The sequence below is a fragment of the Streptomyces sp. SID5469 genome (assembly GCF_009862865.1).
Lineage (GTDB): Bacteria > Actinomycetota > Actinomycetes > Streptomycetales > Streptomycetaceae > Streptomyces > Streptomyces avermitilis.
On sequence record NZ_WWIN01000001.1, the window covers coordinates 747444 to 769493 of the forward strand.

General features: G+C 69.9%; 23 protein-coding genes. 1 reads left to right on the forward strand and 22 read right to left on the reverse strand.

Going from position 1 to position 22050, the window contains the following annotated elements; all coding sequences use genetic code 11:
• Positions 1-2: 2 nt before the first annotated feature.
• The 20 genes from GTY58_RS03215 to GTY58_RS03315 form a co-directional block, all read right to left on the reverse strand.
• Positions 3-818 (reverse strand): GvpL/GvpF family gas vesicle protein, encoded by an 816-nt coding sequence (locus GTY58_RS03215; protein WP_010982031.1) that lies wholly within the window; start codon positions 816-818, stop codon positions 3-5.
• On the reverse strand, positions 815-1264 hold the full coding sequence (locus GTY58_RS03220; RefSeq protein ID WP_010982032.1) for a gas vesicle protein: 450 nt from the start codon (positions 1262-1264) through the stop codon (positions 815-817). The genes GTY58_RS03215 and GTY58_RS03220 overlap by 4 nt, the downstream gene beginning before the upstream one ends.
• Positions 1261-1425, reverse strand: a complete 165-nt coding sequence (locus GTY58_RS03225) for a hypothetical protein (protein ID WP_154696715.1) — start codon at positions 1423-1425, stop codon at positions 1261-1263. Before GTY58_RS03225 ends, GTY58_RS03220 begins: the two co-directional genes overlap by 4 nt.
• 56 nt (positions 1426-1481) lie before the next feature.
• A complete protein-coding gene (locus GTY58_RS03230) occupies positions 1482-1733 on the reverse strand; it encodes a gas vesicle protein GvpG (protein WP_010982034.1) in 252 nt (83 codons plus the stop codon).
• A 17-nt stretch (positions 1734-1750) separates the two neighbouring features.
• The gene (locus tag GTY58_RS03235) at positions 1751-2473 is read right to left on the reverse strand and encodes a GvpL/GvpF family gas vesicle protein (protein WP_010982035.1); all 723 of its coding nucleotides are present in this window, start codon (positions 2471-2473) and stop codon (positions 1751-1753) included.
• A gap of 3 nt (positions 2474-2476) precedes the next feature.
• Positions 2477-2926 carry a gas vesicle structural protein GvpA gene (locus GTY58_RS03240; RefSeq protein WP_010982036.1) on the reverse strand — a complete coding sequence of 150 codons (450 nt, stop codon included), beginning with the start codon at positions 2924-2926 and terminating at the stop codon, positions 2477-2479.
• Between the two features lie 110 nt (positions 2927-3036).
• On the reverse strand, positions 3037-3405 hold the full coding sequence (locus GTY58_RS03245) for a gas vesicle protein (protein ID WP_010982037.1): 369 nt from the start codon (positions 3403-3405) through the stop codon (positions 3037-3039).
• A gap of 553 nt (positions 3406-3958) precedes the next feature.
• Positions 3959-4765, reverse strand: coding sequence for an ABC transporter ATP-binding protein (locus GTY58_RS03255; RefSeq protein ID WP_037651180.1), 807 nt, complete (start codon positions 4763-4765; stop codon positions 3959-3961).
• Entirely contained in the window at positions 4762-5736 is a 975-nt protein-coding gene (locus GTY58_RS03260) for an iron ABC transporter permease (protein ID WP_037651175.1), read from the reverse strand. The genes GTY58_RS03255 and GTY58_RS03260 overlap by 4 nt, the downstream gene beginning before the upstream one ends.
• Positions 5737-5798: 62 nt before the next feature.
• Positions 5799-6842 (reverse strand): ABC transporter substrate-binding protein, encoded by a 1044-nt coding sequence (locus tag GTY58_RS03265; RefSeq protein ID WP_010982040.1) that lies wholly within the window; start codon positions 6840-6842, stop codon positions 5799-5801.
• A gap of 90 nt (positions 6843-6932) precedes the next feature.
• Entirely contained in the window at positions 6933-11255 is a 4323-nt protein-coding gene (locus tag GTY58_RS03270) for a non-ribosomal peptide synthetase (RefSeq protein ID WP_010982041.1), read from the reverse strand.
• Positions 11256-11262: 7 nt separating this feature from the next.
• Entirely contained in the window at positions 11263-11520 is a 258-nt protein-coding gene (locus tag GTY58_RS03275; protein WP_010982042.1) for a phosphopantetheine-binding protein, read from the reverse strand.
• Between the two features lie 32 nt (positions 11521-11552).
• Positions 11553-13115, reverse strand: a complete 1563-nt coding sequence (locus tag GTY58_RS03280) for a fatty acid--CoA ligase (RefSeq protein ID WP_037651173.1) — start codon at positions 13113-13115, stop codon at positions 11553-11555.
• A gap of 46 nt (positions 13116-13161) precedes the next feature.
• A complete protein-coding gene (locus GTY58_RS03285) occupies positions 13162-13680 on the reverse strand; it encodes an FcoT family thioesterase (RefSeq protein WP_010982044.1) in 519 nt (172 codons plus the stop codon).
• Positions 13677-14567: a TauD/TfdA family dioxygenase gene (locus GTY58_RS03290; RefSeq protein ID WP_010982045.1), complete on the reverse strand. Its 891-nt coding sequence runs from the start codon at positions 14565-14567 to the stop codon at positions 13677-13679. Before GTY58_RS03290 ends, GTY58_RS03285 begins: the two co-directional genes overlap by 4 nt.
• A 35-nt stretch (positions 14568-14602) precedes the next feature.
• Positions 14603-14842, reverse strand: a complete 240-nt coding sequence (locus tag GTY58_RS03295) for an acyl carrier protein (protein ID WP_010982046.1) — start codon at positions 14840-14842, stop codon at positions 14603-14605.
• Positions 14839-15909 carry a beta-ketoacyl-ACP synthase III gene (locus GTY58_RS03300; protein ID WP_010982047.1) on the reverse strand — a complete coding sequence of 357 codons (1071 nt, stop codon included), beginning with the start codon at positions 15907-15909 and terminating at the stop codon, positions 14839-14841. Before GTY58_RS03300 ends, GTY58_RS03295 begins: the two co-directional genes overlap by 4 nt.
• Positions 15910-15980: 71 nt before the next feature.
• Positions 15981-17387, reverse strand: a complete 1407-nt coding sequence (locus tag GTY58_RS03305) for an MFS transporter (RefSeq protein WP_237528711.1) — start codon at positions 17385-17387, stop codon at positions 15981-15983.
• A gap of 270 nt (positions 17388-17657) precedes the next feature.
• On the reverse strand, positions 17658-18410 hold the full coding sequence (locus tag GTY58_RS03310; RefSeq protein WP_010982049.1) for an aspartyl/asparaginyl beta-hydroxylase domain-containing protein: 753 nt from the start codon (positions 18408-18410) through the stop codon (positions 17658-17660).
• Positions 18411-18438: 28 nt separating this feature from the next.
• Positions 18439-19095: a hypothetical protein gene (locus tag GTY58_RS03315; protein WP_037651171.1), complete on the reverse strand. Its 657-nt coding sequence runs from the start codon at positions 19093-19095 to the stop codon at positions 18439-18441.
• A 777-nt stretch (positions 19096-19872) separates the two neighbouring features.
• Here GTY58_RS03315 and GTY58_RS03320 point away from each other — a divergent pair.
• Positions 19873-20376 (forward strand): copper chaperone PCu(A)C, encoded by a 504-nt coding sequence (locus GTY58_RS03320; RefSeq protein WP_237528712.1) that lies wholly within the window; start codon positions 19873-19875, stop codon positions 20374-20376.
• A 79-nt stretch (positions 20377-20455) separates the two neighbouring features.
• Here the strand turns inward: GTY58_RS03320 and GTY58_RS03325 are convergent, their stop codons facing one another.
• Both GTY58_RS03325 and GTY58_RS03330 read right to left on the reverse strand, forming a co-directional pair.
• A complete protein-coding gene (locus tag GTY58_RS03325) occupies positions 20456-21034 on the reverse strand; it encodes a sigma-70 family RNA polymerase sigma factor (protein WP_078234912.1) in 579 nt (192 codons plus the stop codon).
• 274 nt (positions 21035-21308) lie between these two features.
• Positions 21309-21986, reverse strand: coding sequence for a hypothetical protein (locus GTY58_RS03330; RefSeq protein ID WP_010982053.1), 678 nt, complete (start codon positions 21984-21986; stop codon positions 21309-21311).
• Positions 21987-22050 lie beyond the last annotated feature (64 nt).

Below are 22050 nucleotides of genomic sequence, written 5' to 3' on the forward strand. Positions count from 1 at the left end.
CATCAGGTGATCGCCTCCTCGCTCATTTCACCCGGCTCGTTCTGCCGGGAGACGAAGGAGTACGGCGCCCACGGTCCGGTGATCTCGACGCGGATGGTCTCGGACTGCTCGGCGGCCAGCTGGACCGCGTCCCGGAAGTCCTCGGCCTGGCCGTCGGCCACCAGGTAGGCGTTGTTCACTATGTTCTCGCCGGAGCCGTGGGAGAGGGGGCCTTGCTGCAGGCGGTGCCGGACGTGTTCGACGGCCTGGGTACGGGCCGCGGCCTCGACGCGTCGCGCGGCCTGCTCCGCGGCTCGGTAGGCGTCCTGTCGTGAGTCCCGTTCCTGATGGCGGCTACGCAGGTAGGCCCGGCCGGGACTCAGTTCGGCCGCGGGTGCGGCCGCTGTGGAGGCCGTAGGGGCCGAGGGGGGATCGAAATAGACTTTGACTCCCCATTCCATGTGGCCGGCGAGGTGGGCGAGGCGCTGCGCGAACGCGCGGTGACCGGCTCTGATCATGGCGCGGACGCGGTCGTCGTCGCGATAGATGGTCGCAAGTCGCAAGGGCAGGACGGTGGTCCGGGCCGCCATCGCGTCGACAACCCGGTGGTGTGCCCGGGCCACGGCCTCCAGCCAGTCGAGATCCTCCAGGTGAGCGGCGAGCGGTGCCTCGTCGAAGTCGTCGGCCGGGACACTACTGACGATCGCTGCCAGGTTCGCGTCTTCGTCCGGCACCAGCCGCACTGGCGCGTCGGCGATTCCTCGCAGGGCGGCCACCACGTCGTACGAGCCGCCAGGGACCGCCGACACGCCGTACAGGTAGCTGACCGTCGCCGTCATCGCTCTGTCCTCGGTGTCCGCCGGTTGCCGGCGCGGGTGGACTTGGCCGTACTGGCACGCTTCTTGGGACGCTCGGGTTTCTCAGCGGGGCCCTCGGCCGACGGAAGGGCCTGGGCGTCGCGCAGGCCAGCTATCTCTTCACGCAGTCTTCGGTTCTCCTCGGCCAGCTCACGGCCGCCGTCAGCGTGGGAGGACAGGGCCGGGTCGTGTTCCCACCAGTCGATGCCCATTTCCTTGGCCTTGTCGACCGAGGCCACGAGGAGACGCAGCTTGATGGTGAGCAGTTCGATGTCGAGGAGGTTGATCTGAATGTCACCCGCGATGACGATGCCCTTGTCCAGTACGCGTTCCAGGATGTCGGCCAGGTTGGCCGAGGAGCCCTGGCCGTAGGACGGGGACGCCCGGGAGGGGAAGGAGCCGAGGTTGCTCGGGACAGGTTCGGTCACGGCCGTTCAGACCTCGATTCGGCGTCGGCGGTGTCGGTCAGCGCCGACTCGCGGCACGGCGCGGACGTTCTCTGCGTACGGGGCTCCGCGTCGTGCCCCTCTTCGGCTTCCTCGTAGAGGCAACCGAAGAGGAGCACCGCGCCTGCTGCGGCATTCATCATCGTGGGGGCTCCTCCTGACACCTCCTGGTCCGCACATCCACCGCCCGCTGAGAACCTCATGCTCCGGTGCCCTCCCGGAAGCGAGTGATCTCTTCGAGCCGGTCCAGCAGCTCGTCCTCACGTCGGTCGAAGGTCTCCTGATCGATCTGGCCGGACACCAGTGCCCGTTCCAGTTCGGCGAGTTCCTTCAGCACCGGATCGGGGTCGTAGTACTGCTCTTCCGCGACCTGCGCCACCTGCTGCATGACCCACCCGACGCCTCGGACGGGGGCCAGCGGGAGAGTCAGCAGGTGAGTCAACAGTCCCATGACAGATCTCCACGCACTTACGTTGCCTCGACGAAGCTGTAGGGCGGCAGCGGCCCGTGCAGACGGAAGTCGAAGTCCGCTCCGCGCTCGTTCGCCAGATCCTGCTCCGCGGCCGTGAAGCCCTCCTGCCGGGCCTTGTCCACAAGGAACGAGACGCTCACGAAGTCACCGCCTTTCGGATCCGAAGCCCGGATGTCGCGTGCCAGGGGACGCAGCGCTTCGACGGCTCCCGCGGCAAAGGACTCGTGGCGCAACTGGACCTCCCCAGCTACCCGTTCGCCCAGCGCGATCTGCAGATCCGGGCCGGCCCGGCCGCTGCGGATCTGCTCGTTCAGCTGGTGGGCCTCGGGTGATTGCAGCAGGATCTCCCGCAGCAGCGCGTCCTCGTCGCAGGATGCCTTCAGGTGGAACTCCACACAGCCGTCCAGGGCCGTCAGCCGCTCCTGATACGAGGCGGCTCGCTCATCCAGCACCTGGAGCACCGCTTGATCGTCGGAGGTCACCGCTCCGAAACGCAGGGGCAGCACACTGCCCTCGGCCATCAGCCGTTCCAGCACCGCCTCATGCGCCAGGACGTCGCGCCGCTTGGCTCTGAGCCCGTCCGGCGCATCGCTGACCACCGCTGCCAGCGACCGACTGTTCACGGTGCGCAGCTTCTCCGGCGGTTCTCCCACGCCGGTGACGCCGTCCAGGCGTAGGGGGTGGCTCGCGGCTGTGATGGCGTAGACATAGACGGCCATGGCTCACTCTTCCCGGCGCCGAGCAGGGCGGCGCGTCGGCCGTGGCCTCTTCCGCTCCGCTGCCGGCTCGCGCTCTTCCTCTCGGTCCTCCTCATGCCCCTGGTGGAACGACTCCGTGACGGCCTCCACCGCGCCGGTGAGGGCGCCCTTGCTCTTTCCCTTGGCTCCGCCTTCGGTGACCTCTCCGACGAGGTCGGTCAGCTGTGCCGGGGCTTTGCGCCCGCTCTCCAGATCGAGCCTGTTGCAGGCCTCGGCGAAGCGCAGGTAGGTATCGACGCTGGCCACCACCACACGGGCGTCGATCTTCAGGATCTCGATGCCCACCAGCGAAACGCGGGCGAAGACGTCGATGACGAGCCCGCGATCCAGGACCAGTTCCAGGACGTCGTACAGCGTTCCCGAGCCGCCGCCCTGGGCGACGCCGCCTCCACCGCTTTGCGGCACCACAGTCATGGTGCCTCCTTTCATGAGGCCGCCGCCGGCGCGGCCCCGTCCGGCTCCGTTCACCTACGGGATGCACAGCCGTGTATTCACCACGGGGAGACAGCCCTGTGGCGGGGCCCTCAGGCACGCCGGTCGACCTGGGCGCGTGTGTACCGGCGGATCCGCTCGTACGCCATCAGCTCGCCATCCGCGTCGAGCGTCACCCGGTAGCTGGCCATCACGCTGGTCGTCTCAGGTATGCGCTCGATCTCCAGCACCTCCACCTCGGCTTCCCATCCGTCATCGGTGGGCCGAACCGCTGAGACGGATTCCGGCGCCTTTCCCAGCAGCTCCTTCAGCTGCTGCATCGCCGAGAGCATGGCTCGCGACGCTGAAAGCCGCTGCGAGGGGCGCGGGCTCTCACCTCGGCTGCGGACGCGAGACTCCTCGGTCCCGCGATGCGTGCGCTTACGGGGCCTCGCGCTATCGCCGTTTCGATCCGCAGGCATGTTCCGCTCAAATACCTCAATTATTGAAATAGGATCTCAAATTGCATTCTATCGGATCTCGCGATATGCGGCTCGGCGCCTGCATGAAGGCGTCCGCCTGCACGGAGCAGGCGAAGGGGAGGCGGCGGTCTCCCGGCGTTGCAGGAGCCTTGCTACTGGCACGGGGACGCAGTACGCACAGAAAGGTACCGACGATCAGAGCCGTCGCTGGACCGAGCACGGTGGCATTCGACGGTGCCCCGCCAGTGCCGTGCCGCGGCGGGCGAGAGTCGGCACGCCGCGGTGAACTGCGCTGACAGGCCGTCAGCCCCCGGCCCGTCGCGGCGGACGACGGTGCCGGGCGATGCCGATCCATCCCGCCGGTGACAGCACCCGCTCCCTGGTGAAGGACGAACCGCACCCGGCCTGGCTGAGGGAACTGCGGCGGCAGGGAACCGTCCTGGCTAGCGTGTGCACCGGCTCGCTCGTCCTTGCGGCCGCCGGTTTGCCGGCGGGCCGGCAGGCCACCACCCACCGGGACCACCTCGGCAAGCTCGCAAGGATCGACGGCGCGTCACCGCTCTGCGGGCGCGGGCTCGGCCTCCCGGTCCAGGGCGAGCGGCTCGGCGGCATAGGTGATGCGGACGACGCCGTCGGCATGCCGCTCCGTGGCGCCCCGTACGCCGAAGACCTCTCGCAGGAGGTCCGGTGTCAGGACCTCCAGCACGGGTCCCGCCGCGACCACCGCGCCTTCGTGGAGCACGACGAGGTGGTCGCAGAGTCGGGCGGCGAGGTCGAGGTCGTGCAGGACCGCCAGGGTGGTGATGCCGGTGCTGCGGATCAGGTCCAGGAGTTCGAACCGGGCGCGGATGTCGAGGTGGTTGGTGAGTTCGTCCAGGACCAGAAGCTGCGGACGCTGGGCGAGGGCACGGGCCAGCAGGACGCGCTGGCGTTCGCCGCCGGACAGGGTGGCGTAGTCCCGGTCCGCGAAGGGGCCGACTCCGCAGCGTTCGACCGCCTCGGTCACGGCCTCGCGGTCCTCGGCGCCGTCCCGACCCATCAGGCCGTGATGGGGCGTACGTCCCAGGGCGACGATCTCGGTTACGGTCAGGCCGGTCGTGGTGCCGGCGTCCTGGAGAACGGCCGCCGTGCGGCGGGCGGCGGTACGAGCAGACAGCTCCCATACGTCGTCGCCGCCGACCCTGACCACGCCGTCGGCCGGGCGCAGCGAGCGGTAGACCGTACGGAGCAGGGTGGACTTGCCGCTGCCGTTGGGGCCCACGAGTCCGACGATGTCGCCCTTGGCGGCCTCCAGCTGCACATCGCGGAGGATCGGCTTGCGGTCCAGGGTGATGTGGAGCTGGTCCACGGTCAGTTTCATACGGTGTCCAGGCCCTTGTCGCGGCGCAGCAGCCACAGGAAGAAGGGGGCGCCGAGCAGAGCGGTGAGGATGCCCAGCGGCAGTTCGTTGGGGCGGTTGACGGTGCGGGAGAGCAGGTCGACGAGGACGAGGTACACGGCGCCCAGGAGTGCGGTCAGGGGCAGCAGTCTGCGGTGGTCCGCTCCGGTGGTGAGGCGGACCAGGTGGGGGATCATCAGGCCGACGAAGCCGACGCCACCCGCTACGGCGATGACGGTGCCGGTGAGCAGCGCGCTGATCACCAGGAGGACGGCGCGCAGCCGGTTGACGTCCACCCCGAGCGCGGTGGCGGACTCGTCACCGGCCAGCAGGGCGTTGAGGCGGCGGCCGAACAGGGTCAGCACGACGGTGCTCGTCAGGACCACCGCCGTGACGGTGGGCAGTTGGCTCCACTGGGCGCCGGCGACGCTGCCGAGCATCCAGAACATCACGGTCCGCAGCTCGGTGGGCGTCGCCAGCAGTTGGACGAAGCTCGTCACGGACAGCAGGACATAGCCGACCGCGACCCCCGCCAGGACCAGCCGGGTGGGGGCCAGCCGGCCCTGACGTTGCCCCAGGGCGAAGACCAGTGCCCCGGCGGCCAGTGCGCCGACGAATGCCGCGCCCGACACGCCGAGACCGGCCAGCCCGCCGAGTGCGACGCCGCCGAGGGTGATGACCAGCACGGCGCCGAGCGAGGCGCCGTAGGAGAAGCCGAGGACGACCGGGTCGGCGAGCGGGTTGGAGACCAGGGTCTGGAGCACCGCTCCGGCGACGGCCAGTCCCGCGCCGACCAGGGCGGCCAGGGCGACGCGAGGAGCCCGGAAGGTCCACACGATCTGGTCCAGCGCCGGGTCACCGGCGGCTCCCCGCCCGGTGACGTGGTGCAGGAGAATGCCCCACACATCCGCCACCGGGATGTTCACCGCTCCGATACTCACCGCCACCACCATCACGGCGACGAGGACGAGAAGCAGGCCGACGACGGCGAGCGGCAGCCGCAGGCGGCTCGGGCTCAGAACTTGTCGGGGTGCAGAGCCTTGGCGATCTTCTCGACGGCCAGGTCGTTGCTGGGGCCGAGGTACATCGAGTCGGACAGGGCCACGTACGTGTTGTTCTTCGCGGCCGGCCACTGGGGGAACTCCTTCAGCAGTTTCTTGGCGTAGGCCGCCGGGTTCGGGTCGTTGTAGCCGATGACGACGAGCGCGTCGACATCGGTGGCGGCCACCTTCTCCTTGCTCAGGTCGGCGAAGGAGGTCTTGGAGGCCGACGCGAAGGCGTTGCTGCCGCCGGCCTTGGCGAGGATGTCGTTGTAGATGCCCTTGGCGACGACCGAGCTGAAGTCGTTGCCGCCCATGGCCATGTTGGAGAACAGAACCATGACCTTCGGCTGCTTCTCGCCCTTGACCTTGGCGGAGATCTCGGCGATGTGCTTCTCCGACGCGGCGATCAGCTGCTCTGCGCGGTCACGGACGTTGAAGATCTTGCCCATGTCGCGCAGCAGCGTGTAGCTGTCGGCGACGGTCATCTTGGAGGTGTCCTGGTCGCAGCCCTGCGGGGAGACGTAGGTGTGGGCGCCCACCTCCTTGAGCTGGTCGCGGGTGGCGAAGCCGTTCTTCTCGTCGAAGCCGTACGACGTCGTGGACAGCACCAGGTCCGGCCGCAGCCCGATCATCGCCTCGCGCGGGATGTCGTAGGCGTCGTTGAGCTTGACCTTGCCGTTGGGCAGGGCCTTGATGGCCTTGGCGCGGCCGGGGACCTCGGACATTCCGTAGCTCTGCTGGTTGGCGACGACGCGGTCGCCGAGGCCGAGGGAGAGCAGCGTGGAGACCTCGGCGACCGAGGCGCCGTTCATGACGACGACTCGGCCGGGCGCCTTGGTGAACTTCTCGGACACTCCGCAGTTCTCGAGGATCGCCGGATAACCGGACTTCGCGGCGGCCGCGGACGCCTTGTCGCCGGTGGCGCCGTCCTGGTCGGTCGACGAGTCGGCGCATGCCGCCGTGACCAGACAGAGGGCGCCGGCCAGGGCGACGGCGACCGGCCGTTTCTTCGACATGCTGGCTCCTTGCTGCGGGGTGTTCGTGAGGCGGTGGGTTCTGTTGCAGTAGTCGGGGGGTGCAGCCCGTGAGTTCCCGGAGATGCCCAACTACTTTGCCGGGGTTGCGAGATGGCTCTGCTTCCCGGCCGGGGCGGGCAGCGTTCCGGTGGTGACGCAGTGGTCGAGGTAACGGAAGACGAGGTCACGGTCGACGGGCGGGGAGGTGATGCCGCTGCCGTGCAGGCCGTTCACGACGTTGTCGGCACGGACGCGTCCCAGGCGTAGCTCCGGCCCGGTCGCGTCGTCGGGGTTCGCCTCCCAGGCGTCGAAGAAGGCGAGCATGGTCGCCGCCACGCCGGAGTCACCGGAGGATCGCGGCAGTTCGGCACGCCACTGGGCCAGCGGCATGCGCCGCAGCGGATAGCCGTAGTCCTCCAGCCAGTCGTAGACGTCGGCCAGCCGCACCGGGCGGGCGGTGGCGTGGTTGAAAACCGTCGCTCCCGGCGGGCGCTGTCCGAGGCAGAGGTGGACGAGGGCCTGGGCGACGTGGTCGACGGGTGTCCATGTCTCCTCGTCGAACAGGTCGGGGACGATGCGCGCGGGGATCCCCGCGCGCAGCACGCTCCAGAGGAAGTCCCGTTCGTTCACGTAGCCAGTGGTGCGTGGGCCGACGATCCGGCCGAGCCGGTGCACGGTGACCGGCAGGCCTCTTTCGGCGGCCTGTTCCAGCAGGCGCTCGGCCGCCCACTTCGACTGCTGGTAGCCGTGGCGCAGTCCGGGGTGGGCCGCAAGGAACGCCTCCGGTACCTCCGGGGCGAGGTCGAGGGGCGGGGCGACGGAGAGGGTCGACACCAAGTGCAGGGGAATGGAGCGCACAGCCGCCATGCGCAGCAGGTCCCGGGTGGACTCGGTGTTGGCGGCGCGGAGGGTGGCGTATTCGCGCATGATGCTGACGGTCGCCGCGTTGTGGATGATCGCCCCGCAGGTCCGGGCGAGGTCGGCGAAGAGTGCCTCGTCCACGCCGAGGCGGGGGCGGGCGAGGTCGGCGGGGACCGCTGTGATGCGTTCGCGCGCCGCGTCCGGGAGGTGGATCAGGTGGGTTTCCAGGGCCTGGTGGATGCGGGCGGTGGCCTCGGCGGGGCTAGCGGCGCGCACGGTGCAGACGGCCTCCGCGCCGGTGCTCGTCAGGAGTTCGGCCAGCAGATGTGCGCCGACGAAGCCGGTGGCTCCGGTGAGCAGGATTCTGTCCGGCGTGCCGCTCGCCCGGGGACCGTCGCCGGGGCGGATGTCCGGATCGAGGACGGTGTCGGCGAGCAGGGCCGCCGGAAGGCCGGGAGGGGCCGAGCGAGGCTGCTCCTGCTGTTCCAGGAATCTCGCCAGTTCGGCCGGGGTCGGGTGCTGGAAGAGCCAGGCGACTTTGAGGTCACGGTGCAGTTCGACGCCGAGGCGGTTGGCGACCTGGATGGCCTGGAGCGAGTGGGCCCCCAGGTCGAACACATCGTCCCGGGCAAAGACGGCGGCCACGCCGAGCACCTGTTGCCAGACGGCGGCGATGGTGCGCACCAGTGCACTGTCGGACGTCGCGGCCTGCGCACCGGGCTCCGGCACATGTCCGTCGGGGGTCGTCGCGGCGAGCGCGTTCCTGTCGATCTTCCCTGAGCTCGTCCGGGGCAGGCGGTCAAGGAACTCGACGGCCGACGGGATCATGGCCGCGGGCAGCGTCTCCCGGAGGTGGTCCCTGATCAGGGCCACGGCCGGGGCGGGCCCGTCCGGGACGACGTACGCGACCAGGCGCCGCGTCCCGTCGCCCAGCACCAGCCCTACGACAACCGCGTCACGGACTCGCGGATGGCCAAGGAGGGCGCCCTCGACTTCGGCCGGGTGCACTCGATGTCCGCTGATCTTGAACTCGGTGTCCGACCGGCCCAGGTAGCGCAGCTGCCCGTCGTCGCCGATCCGTACCAGGTCGCCTGTGCGGTAGGCGCGGGGCGCTCCGGGGATCTGGTCCAGAGGGGCGAAGCGGGAGGTGTCCGGTGGCCGGTCTCCGCGGTAGCCGATGGCCAGGTTGTCGCCCAGGAGGTGGAGTTCGCCGTCGACGACCGCGGCTCGGGTGCCAGGCAGCGGCAGTCCGATCGGGACGTCTCCCGGAGCGAGCGAGGGGTCGTGGAGGTCGGCGACGGTGGCGACCACGGTGGCCTCGGTCGGCCCATAGGTGTTCAGCAGCCGGACCGACGTGCCGACGGCCGTGCGCCAGCGTTCGACCCGCTCGGGGAGGGCCGCCTCACCGCCGATGACGACGGTGCGCACCTCGGCCGGCAGAGTGACCGCACCGGTCGAAACGGCGTACGCCAGTTCGTGCCAGTAGGCCGTAGGCAGGTCGAGGAAGCTGATCCGCAGCCGTGCGCAGGCGTCCAGGAATCCGGGGACCGACTCGGTCATGTCGTCGGTACGGACGACGAGCGTGGCGCCCGCACACAGTGTGAGGAAGATTTCCTCGAGGCTGGTGTCGAAGTGCAGGGGGGCGAACTGCAGGACGCGGTCCCGGTGGTGAAGGCCGTAGCGGTGCGTGGCGCCGGCGACGAAGTGCGCGAGGGCGTGGTGGCCGACTTCGACGCCCTTGGGGCGCCCCGTGGAGCCCGAGGTGTGGAGGACGTAGGCGAGGTCCTCGGGCGTCGGTGCCGTCGACTGGGCCGCTTCGGAATCTGGTCCCGGCTCGTCGTGTCGCAGAACGGCCCGGTCCCCGAAGCGGTCGGCGAAGGCGCTGGTGGTGAGGACGAGGTCGGGCCGGGCGTCGTCCAGCAGTTCCGCCCTGCGGGCCCGGGGCGCCGTCGGGTCGAGCGGGCTGTAGGCGGCACCGGACAGCAGGACTCCGAGGATGGCGGTGATCGCGTCGATACCGCGCGGCAGGGCGACGGCCACCAGGTCGCCGTGGCCGACCTGACGGGCAGCCAGTCGGCGCGCGAGTGCACGCGCCGATCCGAAGAGTCGGGCATACGTGATGCTGGTGCCGCCGTGCTCGACGGCGACGAATCCGCCATGCCGGGCGGCATGGTCGGCGATCAGGCCGAGAACCGGGCGCACGGGGCCGGGCAGCGGCCCACCGTCCAGGACCGGGACGGGCTCGCGCGCACACAGGTCGCCGAGCGCCCGGTCAGGGGCCGCGACGGCCTCCTCGAGCAGGGCTAGCAGCCCCTCCTGGAGTGCGGCGACGTCCGCCTCGTCGTAGAGGTCGGGGTTGGCGTCCACGGCGATGCGCAGTCCCGCGCCCTCGGAACGGTCGTAGACGTTGACGGACAGGTCGTCGACGGGGCCCGCGGAGATATTGTGGACCGTGCTCCGGTGTCCGGCGAAGCGCAGGTCGTACTCGAAGGGCATGATGTTGACGCCAGGACCGGAGAGCCGGCGCTGTCCGCCGACGAGCTTGAGGTCGCGCCGCAGCTGTTCGTAGCGGTAGCGCTGGTGCGGCAGCCCGGCGCGCAGCTCGCGGGAGATGCGGGCCGCGAGGTCGCGCAGGCTGTCCGAGGCGGTGACGGCGACGCGCAGGGGCAGGATGTTGCGCACCATGCAGGGAACGCGCAGGGACACAGAGCCCAGACGTCCCATCGCCGGCAGGCTGAGGACGATCTCCGGTGCACGGGTCGCGTGGTGCAGCTGGGCCACGGTCACGGCCAACAGCACCTCGGACCAGGTGAGTTGGAGGTCCCGGGCAACGGCACGCAGGGCCTGCGTCTGCGCCGCGTCGAGGTCCGCCACTCGCCGGTGGAACGTGCGCGCGGGCAGGGCCGTACGGCCGGCGGGAGTGGCCACGGGCGGCCGGTCCGCGAACCGGTCCGCCCAGTAGGCGCGGGCCTTGGCGAAGCGGGGCGACTCCCGGTAGGCGCGTTCCTCGTCCCGCACCGAGGCCAGCGTGCCGAAGCCGCCGGCCGCCGCCCGCTCGCCCGCCGCCAGGGCCGTGTAGACCTGGGCGACTCGGCGGGCGACCAGCGACAGGCCGAAGCCGTCGAGGGCGATGTGGTGCACGCGGTGGTACCAGAGGTACTGCTCCGGCGCGGTGCGCAGCAGGGCGTGGCCGAAGACGGGGCCGCGCGCGAGGTCGACGGGGCGGGCCATGTCCTCGCCCATCCAGGCCAGGGCCGCCGCGTGCGGATTGGGCTCGGTGGTGAGGTCGGCCGTGTGCAGGCGCCAGTCGCCGACCGGGGCGGTTGCCTGCCAGGGGCGGCCCTGGTCGTCGACGACGAAGACGACGTTCAGGGCCTCCGTCTCGGCGACCACGTGGTGCAGGGCCGCATCGAAGACGGCCGTGTCCACCGGTCCTTCGATGAGCACGTACTCGGCCGTGTTGTACGCGGGACTGTCCGGGTCGAGCTGCTGGCCGGTCCAGATGCCTTCCTGAGCGGCCAGCAACGGATGACGCCGCGCTGTGTCATCCATGTCGCTGTCATGCGTCGGCATGGTCCGCTCCCCTCTGCCGTGCGGAGAGCAGTTGCCACCACTGGGCGAACGAGGTGCACTCGGCGAGTTCGACGAAGGTCACGTCGGCGCCGGTCTCCCGCCACCGTTCGAGGAGGGTGACGATGCGCAGGGAGTCCAGTCCCGCGTCCATGGGGTTCTCTTCGAGGTCGACTTCGTCGGGCCGCTGGTACAGGAACTCCGCCAGGTCCGCGCGGAAGCCCTCCAGCGTGAGGGGAGCAGGCATGTCGTTCTCTCTCGTTCGGGCCTGGTGGAAGGTCAGTTGACCTTGCGTGCGGAGTCGTCCCAGAAGCGGTCGCGCAGCTCGCGGCGCAGGATCTTTCCGCTGGGGTTGCGCGGGACGCTCTCGATGAACTCGTAGCGGGCGGGCAGCTTGAAGCTCGCGAGCCGCGGGACGAGGAAGGTGTGCAGGTCCCGGGGGCTGGGCCGCTGTCCGGGCGCGGGGACGACGAAGGCGTGCACGTACTCGCCCCAGCGTTCGTCGGGGGCGCCGACGACGACGGCCTCCGCTACGCCGGGGTGGTGCTCCAGTACGTTCTCGATCTCGGCGGGGTAGACGTTCTCGCCGGCGACGAGGATGGCGTCCTTGATGCGGTCGCGGATGAAGATGTAGCCGTCCTCGTCGATATAGCCGGCGTCCCCGGTGTGGATCCAGCCGTCGACGAGGGTCTCGGCGGTCTTGCCGGGCAGTCCCCAGTACTCGACCATGTGGGCCGGCGTGGCCAGACAGACCTCCCCGACCGCGCCCGGCGGCAGTTCGCGCCCCTCGCCGTCGATCACCTTGCTGCCCACACCCGGATACGGCCGCCCGGCCGCCTGCATGAGGGAACCGCCGGGGACATGGGCGGCCGGGGGCAGGCACACAGCGGTGTTGCCGGTCTCGGTGAGGCCGTAGATCTGGGCGAACTCGCAGTCGAGAACGGCGAGGCTCTCCTCAAGCAGTGCCTCGGAGATCGGGGAGCCGCCGTAGACGGTCTTGCGCAGGGTGGTGAAGTCCTTGGCGCTGACGCGGGGTTCGGTCAGCATCATGCGGAGCATCGCCGGGACGACGCAGGCGGTGGTGATGCCGAGGTCGCGGATGAGGTCGACGGCCTGGCGGGCGGCGAAGGCCCGCATCGCGACGATCGTGGTTCCGGCGTTGAAGTTCTGTGTGGCCCACCACAGACCGCCGATGTGGAATCCGGGGATACCGATCAGCGCGATGTCGCCTGCGCGCCAGTCGATCCAGTCCAGCCCCTCGCTCGCCAGCGCGTCACGGATCGCGAAGAAGCTGCGGTGGGCGAGGACGACGCCCTTGGGCAGTCCGGTGGTGCCGCTGGTGTAGAGCTGGGCGACGGGGGTGTCGGGGGTGACGTGCGGTGTCGGGTCGGTGTCGGGGTGGGATGCCTTCCAGGCGACGAAGGGCTCTCCGAGCCCGACGACCGTTTCGGGGGGTGCGGTCGGCATCTTCTCGACGATCGGCCCGAACTCCTCCTCCAGGAAAAGCAGTCGGGTCCCGGAGTCCCGCAGGATATGGCTGACCTCGGGCGCGGTCAGCCGCCAGTTGACGGGTACGAGCACGGTGCCGCTCTTGGCACAGCCGAAGAGGATCTCGTAGTAGTGCTCGGACTCCTTGCCGAGGTACGCGACCCGGTCGCCCGGCGTGAGTCCGGCGGCCTGGACGGCGTGGGCGATGCGGTTGCTCTCTCGGTGCAGTTGCTCGTACGTGACCGTGCGGCCCTCGAAGAGAACCGCGGGGGTCGTGGGCTGGTTCCGTGCGTGGAAGCTCGTGGTCTGGACGAGCGTCTGAAGCTCCGGATGGTGGAGCCTGTCCATGGCCATGGAGGTCTCGGTCCTCTCTTGCCGCTGGGTGGGTGGCAGGAGCGCGTCAGGGGATGTTGACGAACGCCAGGACGGCCTCGCCGTCGCACCGGCCCGAGTCGGCGTCCCAGTAGCGGTAGGCGGTCTCGGCGTGCAGGAACGGGATGCCGCCTGCGGGGGCGCGCCGGGTGACGGACTGAAATTCCATCTCCCCGGAGAATGCACGTGGGTTGACGGGCCGCCGGAAGTTGGAGGCGAAGCGGGCGATCAGGATGTCCGGGAGCTGATGCTTCCAGAAGTCGTCCAGCGTCCAGGATTCGAACCCCGCCAGGAGCCCTTCTTTCACGGACTTGGCGACGAGGTAGTACATCATCTGGTTGTAGCAGATGTTCACCTCGACGGAATTCAGATGGCCGGTGTCGTCGATATAGCACGACTCCGGAATCGCGAACTCGCAGCGGGCGACGGCCCGTCCGGTGTCGCTCTCGGTCACGACGGCCGAGCGCAGATACTTGCAGTGGTCCTTGTAGGGCACCAGCACGCGCGCCAACAGGTCCTCGTCCGTGGGGTGCTGGGCCGTCGTCATGCCACCTTGATCCCGTCGTGTAGCTTTCGCTCGTCGTGCACGGTGACCCGGTAGGAGACGGTCGGCTCGGGGGTGGTCGTGTGCCGGGCGCGGTGGATGAGGCTGCGGTTGTCCCAGACCAGCAGGTCGCCCTGCTCGAAGCTCTGCAGGTGGATGTTGTCGTGCTCGAAGGTCTCGTCGAGCTGGCCGGTGGCCTGGAACAGTCGCTTGAGCAGCTCGTCGTCGAGCGGCTCGCCGTCCTGGTCCTCGACGCCGATGGTGAAGCCCTCGCTGATGTAGAGGACCGTCTCCCCGGTCATGGGGTGCGTGAACGTGGTCGGCTGGACGACGGCCGGGGTCTTCCGCTCGACCTCCTCGATGATCTCCGAGATGGGGCGGTAGACGTCGTGGGGCCGGATCTTGAAATATTTGCGCACCGAGTGCCGGCAGTACGTTCCGCCGATCTCCTTCTTGAGATCTTCGGGCAGCCTGTCGTATGCCCGGCCCATGTCGATGAAATACGTGCCGCGGTTCTGCCGCGGAATGACCTGGGGGTAGATCAGGGTGATCCCGAAGGGGTCAGGCATGAACTGGTAGTCCGCGTGCCAGAACTTTCCGGTCTTCGGTACGCCTATCTGCTTTCCGTTCTCCGGCACGTTGGAGGATACGAATATCTCCGTGACCTCCGGGTGGTGGTACATCGGCTCGTAGTAGGTCTCGGGGCGCCCCAGCCGCTTGCCGAGTTCGAGGAACTCCTGGGGAGAGAGGTCCTGGCCCTTCAGGACGGCGATCTTCTTCGTGTAGACGGTGCTTTTGAGTGCGGCGATGTCGGCGTCCGAGGCGGTGGCGTGGTCGAAGCCCTCGACCGTCGCGCCGATCGCGGTGCCGGGCCGTTCATTGATCCGCATGGGTGCCGCCTTTCGTGGAGTGGGAGGAGAGGAGGTCAGACGGTTGCCTGGCGGGCGTCGACGAGTCCGGCGAGATCGCCGAGGGTGAGGTCGGGCTGGAGTTCGTCATCGCCGACGGCGACTCCGAGGTCGCGTTCGATGCGGATGCTGATCTCGACCGTCGTCAGCGAGTCGACGTCCAGTTCGCCGAGGGTCGCCTCGGGGCGGATCCGGTCCGCCGGGGCGTCGTGCAACCTCGCGAGGATGTCGACCAGTCGGTCGTAGGTGGTGCTCATGACGTCGTCCGTTCTCCTTGGGCGTGCGGGTCGTACGGTGGGGCCGGCGCGGGGAGCGTGGGCCAGGTCAGGAGGCAGGAGCCCCAGGTGAGGCCGCCTCCGAAGGCGGTGAGCAGAACCCGGTCGCCGGGCCGGAGTGTCTGTCCGGCGGCCGCGTCGGCAAGGGCGAGCGGGATGGACGCGGCGCCCGTGTTGCCGACGGACTCGACATGTGTCACGCAGCGCTCCCGTGGGAGACCGAGGTCGTCGGCCACCGAGTGCAGGATCCGCAGATTGGCCTGGTGGGGTACGAAGTGGTCGACGTCGTCGGTCTTCCAGCCGGCCCGGGACAGTGTGGCGCGCGCCGACTCGGCCATGCGCGTCACCGCGTGGCGGTAGACCTCCTTGCCCCGCATGCCGAAGTGCCGGTCCTGGCGACTGGGTTCGCCCGGACGGGAGCGCTGTCGGGAGCCGCCGGCCGCGACCATGATCAGGTCCTCGTGAGCGCCGTCGCTGCCGAGGTCGAAGTGGCCGACCGCGCCGGGCTCGTCGGGGTGTCCGGCGCGCAGGACGACGGCTCCCGCGCCGTCGCCGAAGATGATCGCGTTGGCCCGGTCGAGGGGATCCACGATCGTGGAGTAGGTGTCCGCCCCGATGAGCAGCACCCGTTCGGCCACGCCGGCCGCGATGAGTCCGGCGGCCGAGGCGAGGCCGTAGACGAACCCGGTGCACACGGCGCTGATGTCGAAGGCGGCCGCTCCCGTCAGACCGAGCCGTGCGGCAACGGCGGGCGCGGTGGCCGGGCAACTGTGGTCCGGCGTCGTCGTGGCGACGACGACGGCGTCGACGCTGGCCGTCGCGGCGCAGACGAGCGCCCGGCGGCCGGCTTCGACAGCCAGGTCGGACGTCGCCTGTCCGGGGTCGACGGCATGCCGTCGGCGGATCCCGGTCCGTGTGCGGATCCATGCGTCGTCGGTGTCGAGCCGTCGTGCGAGGTGCTCGTTGGTCACCACACGGGGCGGCACCCATCCGGCCAGCCCGCACAGGACGGCTGCCGGGGCGTAAGAACCGGCGGCGGTAGGGGACATGGGGAATCTCCAGGCATGACGGAGGACGGGCCGCAAGGCCCGGACACGGAACGGAGAGGGGAAGGGGGTGTCTAAGGACTCGTGGTCCTGCGAAGGGCGAGCAGTGCGAACGCGCCGCAGCCGATGCCGCCCGCTATCACGAACACGGCGGTACGGATGCCGTCGAGGAGCCCAGGCCCGGAGGCGTTCTGCCCAACCCCGCCGGCGACCCCGACCAGTAAGGCGAGGCCCACCGCGCCGCCCACCTGCAGGGTGGTCGACGCCAGTCCCGAGGCGATGCCCTGGTCACCGGGGGCCACCCCGGCGGACGCGGCGATCCACATCCCCGTCCACGCGGCCCCCTGGCCGACACTCAGCAGCACGATCCCCGGCAGGAGCGCGGGATACGAGCCGTCGGCGGTGAGCGCCAGGCCGAGTGCCGCGGCTCCGGCGGCACCCAGCGCCATGCCTCCCACCAGCATCCGGCGCACCCCGAAAGCGGACACGGCCCGTCCACCGGCCTGCGTACCGACGGCCACCACCACAGCGGGCACGAGGAACGCGAACCCGGTGGCGACCGCCCGGTATCCGTGGACGGTCTGGAAGTAGAGGGTCAGGAAGTACGGCACTGAGCTGAATGTGGCGCTGAACAGGGCGGTCACCCCCATCGCCGCGAGCAGGCCGCGGTCGGCGAACAGCCTTGCCGGTACGAGCGGATCACGGGATCGCCTCTCTACGACGGCGAAGAGCGCCAGCAGCCCGAGGGACAGCACCGCGCTCGCGAGGGCCGCGGGTGTGTCCCAGCCCTCCGCGGGGGCCTGCACCAGCAGGAACACCAGGAGTGTGATCCCGCCCGTCGCGGTCAGCGCGCCTGCCACGTCGAAGTGCCGTGAGCGGTCCCACGGGCCGTCCGCGGGGAACAGCCGCCATCCGGCCACCGCGAGGGTTCCCGCCACGGGCACATTGACGAAGAACACCGACGGCCAGCCGAACGCCTCCACCAGGACTCCACCGAGGAGAGATCCGAAGCAGAGCCCGCCGGCTCCCGCGGCACCCCACACCGCCAAGGCCCGGTTCCGGTCGGGCCCTTCGTCGTACAGGGTGTTGATCAGAGACAGCGTCGCCGGGAACAGGAGGGAGCCGCCGATGCCCTGGACCGCCCGGACAGCGACCAAGACGCCGGGCGTCTGAGCCAGGCCGCCCACGAGGGACGACCCCGCGTACAGCGACGCCGCGACAAGGAACATCCGGCGCCGGCCGAGCAGGTCCGCGGCCCGGCCGCCCAACAGCAGGAAGCCGCCGGTGGCCACGACGTAGGCGCTCACCACCCACTGCAGGTCGTGGTCGGAGAATCCCAGCCCTGCACCGATGTCGGGCAGAGCGACGTACACGATGTTGTAGTCGAGCGAGATGACGAGCTGACCCGACGCCAGAACAAGCAGAGGAAGTCCGATGGACTTTCGGAGCGGAGCCTTCGCCGGCTCTGTCACGGACATCATCGATCACCCCCCTCGGGATCACAACATTTGGAATTTCCACAGAGGGGAATTCCGGCAGCTCGATCGTTTTCAGTCACGTTAGCAGTCCGGATCGGCATTGTGAATGGCAACTTCTCGACAGGCATTGCACATTCACGGAACATCAGAGCAGCACTGACACCCGGCAGCCGGAGACTGCCGGGAAAGGAACACCAGCGACACCGGATATGGCCTGGATGTATTTCCAGGCTTTATCCGGGATCCTTGCTTTCCTGTATTCCTACCTCCGCGTCAGTCCTCCCCCATGAGCCGACGGATCTCGGTGATGAGGGCGACCAGCGCCCGGCGCTCCGGAACAGTGGTCTCCGGATGCCAGAGGTCGATGAGCAGGCAGGTACGCGGGCGGGTGCCCGTGTTGCGCGCCTCGTGCTCGAAGGAGTAGTCGAAGAGCAGGCACTTGCCCTCTTCCCAGGAGCGAGTCTCCCCGGCGACCGTGATGCTGCAACCGTCAGGGATGTCCACGGCGAGATGCAGGTTGATGCTGAAGTTCCACAGGTCGCAATGGGGTTCGATGACGGCCCCCGGCAACAGAGTAGAGAAATGACATTCCAGGAGAGGGCATATTTTTCCCGTGTCGACGGCGACGTCTTTCAGCACCTGATATGCGATGGGAACCGTTGCGGCCGACTCTTCGGTGATACCTCCTTCACGGAAGAGGTAGAGGGCCTGCCAGTTGTCCTGGCGGGTCAGGTAGTGCTCGTAGTCCGAGAACGCCTCCCGTCGCGCCGACCATGCGACCTTCAGCTCTTCCTTGATCGCCTGATGGCTGGCCTCCAGTTCATGGACGACGGGGGCCAGTTCGGCGTAGGCGTACGGGTCGTGCCAGGGAGTGGGAGACAGTCCCGGCATGATCCACTTGGCTGCTTTCTGCAGCGGATGCCGCTCGCTCCCGCTCGGCTCCAGCATCTGCTCGACCCGCCTGATCGATTCCGCACCGAACTCGGCTCTGATCGCGGCGAAGGCGTTCTCTATCTCTGGTGTCATGCGGTTCTCCGGAGTTCGGCGGCCGGGGTCACTGGCCAGCGGTCGATGTCCGCAGCACCGTTCCCCGGCGCTCGACCTCCACGATCGCCTCCGCGTGAGCGGCGGCAGCGCCTTCCAACTCCCCCTCCAGCAGCCTCAGGGCGCCGTCGATGCCCGACGAGACGACCCCGCCGGCCGTCACCAGGTCACCGTCGTCGACGACTCGCTGGTCCACGACCCGGGCTCCCCGTTCGGCGAGGTGACTCCTGGCCAGGTGGCGCGGGGCGGACGGCAGCCGCTCCTTGTCGAACTCCGCCCAGACGCCGGGGCTGTCCCGTCGGCCGAAGCCTCCACCGGGTACGACGATCAGAGCGGCGTCGCGCGGGGACCAGGCCGCTGCCGCCACCCTCGTGCCGAAGCTGTAGGTCATCTCGGCCGCTTCTCCGCCGGTCACCGGTTTCACCGTCACCGGATGGGCCCGGGCGGCCACGGAGAAGACTTCGAACGGGCCGAAGACCTGCAACTTCTCCACGCCGTCCAGCTCCTCCACGCCGTCGAAGGTGACAGTGCGGATGCGTAGCACCTCGCCGTCTTCGCCGCGGGCACGCGCCGGGACGGCCGCGTGGGCGGTGCCGGCGGCGAGCGGGGCCGCCGAGACGGCGCCGATCGCCGTCGTGGCGGACTGCAACAGACGTCTGCGTTCCACGTGTGCCGAACCACCTTCGCCCGAAGTTCCGCGCTCCGACCTGCCGACCTGCCTGCCTCGCACGGTGGTCAGCGGGTGGTGAGCTGCGCTGTCGAACTAGTAGTCGGTCGCGCGTGGGCTCGAGTTCCCGCGTTCTCCGGGCCAATTTTCCTTGCCTTGGCGGCACTTGAGGACATGCGGCCGTCGGGTCATACTCCGACGTGCCTGCTCCCCCGTCGGCCGCACGAACAAGTAGTCGCGCCGACGGGCTGCCGAGTTCCCCCGTTCGCGCGGTGTTTTGGTCAGCTGCGACTGCGAAGACGCCCGCGGTCCTCCGCCGCGCCGTGGACTCTGCGGTGCGCCGGCCGTGGGGCCGAGACCGCCGAATCCACCAGCAGACAGAGCAACCCGCTCAGTATCAGCCCAGCGGCACAGCCCACCAGGGCTCCGGGGACACCCTCCACAACGAAACCGAGCCAGGCGTAGCCGGCAGCCAGCACGGCCAGGGTGGCGAAGCCCAGGGGCCAGGCCCCGCCGATTCTCTTCCGTCTGGGTTCGGCTCGGGCGGCCTCCTGTCCCCACGGCCAACCCCGCGGTGTATCGTCCCTCGGCTCTCGCACGAGACCCAGCACGTGATCCCCCTCCCCCGCCACGGTCCGCACTTCCGCAACCGCGTTCGATCCGGGCTCCGGAGGGGTCTTTCCCCGCCACCACGGGGCGGAACCGGTCGGCTCGGCAGGGGCCGGGAACCAGCAGGGACCGCGCCCCGACCTCTGACGTATGGAGCCGAGAAGCCTGATGCGTGTGATGCGCCCGACGCGCAACACATGGTTCGTCAACGCCTTACGGACCGTCGCGCCGCCGTTGGGCGCCTCCTGCGGTGCGCTGGCCCTCATGGTCGCGTACACCGCGACCGGCGCGGCAGGCGATCCGCCGCCCAGGATCACGGTCGTCGACGCACACATCGTCGCGGTGTCCGCGGGTTCCGGCTCGACCGCCGCGTATTTCGAGATCCGCAACACCGGCCCGTCGAAGGACACGCTGCTGTACGCGGACTCACCGGACCTGGGCGTCAGCCTCCTGCGACGTACAGTGCGCCGCACCGGGACGGGGCGTACGGAGCCCGTGTGGGCCGTCGACGTTCCGGCGGGCGGCACGGTGCGCATGGCGCCGGGAGGTCTCGGGGTCGTGATCCTGGATCCCCCCGTACTGAAAGCCGGTCAGAAGGTGCCCTACCTTCTGTGGTTCCGTCAGAGCGGGAAGGTCGCCGTCCGGGCGACCGTGACCGCGGGCGTGAGATGAGCCTCGGCGGTCAGGGCCGGCCGGATGCCGGGGAGGGTGCCGGTGCCCCCGCTGGCGGTGGGCACCGGCACCCGTTTCGTCACGCGGCGACGGCGGCGGGGGCCCGCGACTCCTCGGCCTCGACAAGAAGTGCGACGAGGGTCGCCCGGGCTCGTGCCACCCGCGAGCGGATCGTGCCGACGGGACAACCGCTGGCCTCGGCAGCCTCCTCGTAGGGCAGTCCCGTCAGCTGGGTGAGGACGAACGCCTCACGGCGCTCAGCAGGCAGCGCGTCCAGCAGATCGAGCAAGGCCACACCGTCCTCGAAGCCGGGCAGACCGCTCGGCTGGGCCCGCTCGGCCCATACCGTCCAGTCGTCCGTGTCACGCAGCCGCGGCCGGGCCGCGGTGTAGCGCACGTTGTCGATCACCGTGCGGCGCGCGATGGACAGCAGCCACGTACGCGCCGACGAGCGCCCCTCGAACCGGTGCAGGCTGCCGAGTGCCCGCAGGAACGTGTCCTGCGCCAGGTCGTCGGCGAGCTGACGGTCGGAGGAGAGGTGCGTGATGTAGCGGACGACGTCGGGGTGCAGGGCACGCACGAAGCGGTCGACGGCGTCGGGGTCGCCGGCGCGGGCGGCGAGGGCCCAGGCGGTGGCCGCATCGTCGGGCCATGCCATGGCGCCGGGCTGATCCGCCGCCTTGCGCCCCGCGTCGCGCTTCTCGCGCGACACGGGGAGGACAGGAGTGATCACCTGATGTCCTTCTCGGGTTGTCCGGGATCCGGCACGGCGGCACGCGCGACCGCGCGCTGGTGCGCCGGGCGTGAGCACCGCTGCGGAAACGTCCCGGGACGGGAGGTGGGATGGGGCCGTACGACGTGAACGACCCGTGCCCGAAGCCCTGGCACCGACTACGCGGCGCCCAGCGGGTGGCCTCGGGAAACCAGCTGTCTCAGGCGACAGCCATCCCGGCCGGAGGCCCTCGAGAAATGATCGTGTGCGCGAGCGACAGCCGCGGCACCCGCTCCGAACGTTCGCGCGTCGGCACCAGACGCGGCCGACACGGCGGGGCGGGCAGAGCGAGCGACAGCCGCAGCGGAGCGGCCAGCCATCCCGCGACGGCCCGCAACACGCGGAAAGCGGCCCTCTCGCCGTAGGCCAGCCACAGCCCACTCAGCACAGCGGCCAGGGCATGGGCGGCGAGCATGCCGAACGACGACCCGCCGCCCATGTCGTGTACCAGATGGCCAAGTTGCCCTGGCTGCTCCGAACAGCCCATGGGCGCGGACCTCATGTCCATGGCGTCCATGGACGTGGCGCTCATGGACATACCACGCATGCCGTGCGCCACACCGCCCGCGCCGGTGTCCGATGCCGCCGACTGGGCCAGCGAGAAGGCCGAGTGGAGCGCTCCCTGCGCGACGACCGCGGCGGGCACCACCAGCGCGAGTCCGCGCTCACGGCCCGCCAGACACCAGCCGACGCCGGTCGTGGCGGCGAACCCGGCGGTCATCGTCCACCAGGGCACGGTGGAGCCCGACATCAGTACGTGACCGAGGGCGGCGAGCAGCACGCAGACTGCCGCGAACACCGCGGCCCGTATCGCGCGCGCACACCACCCAGCAGTCATGACGGCCTCATCTTCGCATCCGGGCTCCGCTCGTCACGGGTGGGTACGCACAGCACCCGGGACT

Bases quoted from the DNA above. Each gene is read 5' to 3' on its own strand.
- GTY58_RS03285 (WP_010982044.1), bottom strand. From the start codon at position 13,680: ATGACGACGGCCCAGCACCCCACGGACGAGGACCTGTTGGCGCGCGTG.
- GTY58_RS03225 (WP_154696715.1), bottom strand. From the start codon at position 1,425: ATGATGAATGCCGCAGCAGGCGCGGTGCTCCTCTTCGGTTGCCTCTAC.
- GTY58_RS03330 (WP_010982053.1), bottom strand. From the start codon at position 21,986: ATGACTGCTGGGTGGTGTGCGCGCGCGATACGGGCCGCGGTGTTCGCG.
- GTY58_RS03290 (WP_010982045.1), bottom strand. From the start codon at position 14,567: ATGCGGATCAATGAACGGCCCGGCACCGCGATCGGCGCGACGGTCGAG.
- GTY58_RS03235 (WP_010982035.1), bottom strand. From the start codon at position 2,473: ATGGCCGTCTATGTCTACGCCATCACAGCCGCGAGCCACCCCCTACGC.
- GTY58_RS03295 (WP_010982046.1), bottom strand. From the start codon at position 14,842: ATGAGCACCACCTACGACCGACTGGTCGACATCCTCGCGAGGTTGCAC.
- GTY58_RS03240 (WP_010982036.1), bottom strand. From the start codon at position 2,926: ATGACTGTGGTGCCGCAAAGCGGTGGAGGCGGCGTCGCCCAGGGCGGC.
- GTY58_RS03255 (WP_037651180.1), bottom strand. From the start codon at position 4,765: ATGAAACTGACCGTGGACCAGCTCCACATCACCCTGGACCGCAAGCCG.
- GTY58_RS03245 (WP_010982037.1), bottom strand. From the start codon at position 3,405: ATGCCTGCGGATCGAAACGGCGATAGCGCGAGGCCCCGTAAGCGCACG.
- GTY58_RS03325 (WP_078234912.1), bottom strand. From the start codon at position 21,034: ATGGCATGGCCCGACGATGCGGCCACCGCCTGGGCCCTCGCCGCCCGC.
- GTY58_RS03275 (WP_010982042.1), bottom strand. From the start codon at position 11,520: ATGCCTGCTCCCCTCACGCTGGAGGGCTTCCGCGCGGACCTGGCGGAG.
- GTY58_RS03305 (WP_237528711.1), bottom strand. From the start codon at position 17,387: ATGATGTCCGTGACAGAGCCGGCGAAGGCTCCGCTCCGAAAGTCCATC.
- GTY58_RS03215 (WP_010982031.1), bottom strand. From the start codon at position 818: ATGACGGCGACGGTCAGCTACCTGTACGGCGTGTCGGCGGTCCCTGGC.
- GTY58_RS03320 (WP_237528712.1), top strand. From the start codon at position 19,873: ATGCGTGTGATGCGCCCGACGCGCAACACATGGTTCGTCAACGCCTTA.
- GTY58_RS03270 (WP_010982041.1), bottom strand. From the start codon at position 11,255: ATGGATGACACAGCGCGGCGTCATCCGTTGCTGGCCGCTCAGGAAGGC.
- GTY58_RS03265 (WP_010982040.1), bottom strand. From the start codon at position 6,842: ATGTCGAAGAAACGGCCGGTCGCCGTCGCCCTGGCCGGCGCCCTCTGT.
- GTY58_RS03230 (WP_010982034.1), bottom strand. From the start codon at position 1,733: ATGGGACTGTTGACTCACCTGCTGACTCTCCCGCTGGCCCCCGTCCGA.
- GTY58_RS03280 (WP_037651173.1), bottom strand. From the start codon at position 13,115: ATGGCCATGGACAGGCTCCACCATCCGGAGCTTCAGACGCTCGTCCAG.
- GTY58_RS03310 (WP_010982049.1), bottom strand. From the start codon at position 18,410: ATGACACCAGAGATAGAGAACGCCTTCGCCGCGATCAGAGCCGAGTTC.
- GTY58_RS03300 (WP_010982047.1), bottom strand. From the start codon at position 15,909: ATGTCCCCTACCGCCGCCGGTTCTTACGCCCCGGCAGCCGTCCTGTGC.
- GTY58_RS03260 (WP_037651175.1), bottom strand. From the start codon at position 5,736: ATGGTGGTGGCGGTGAGTATCGGAGCGGTGAACATCCCGGTGGCGGAT.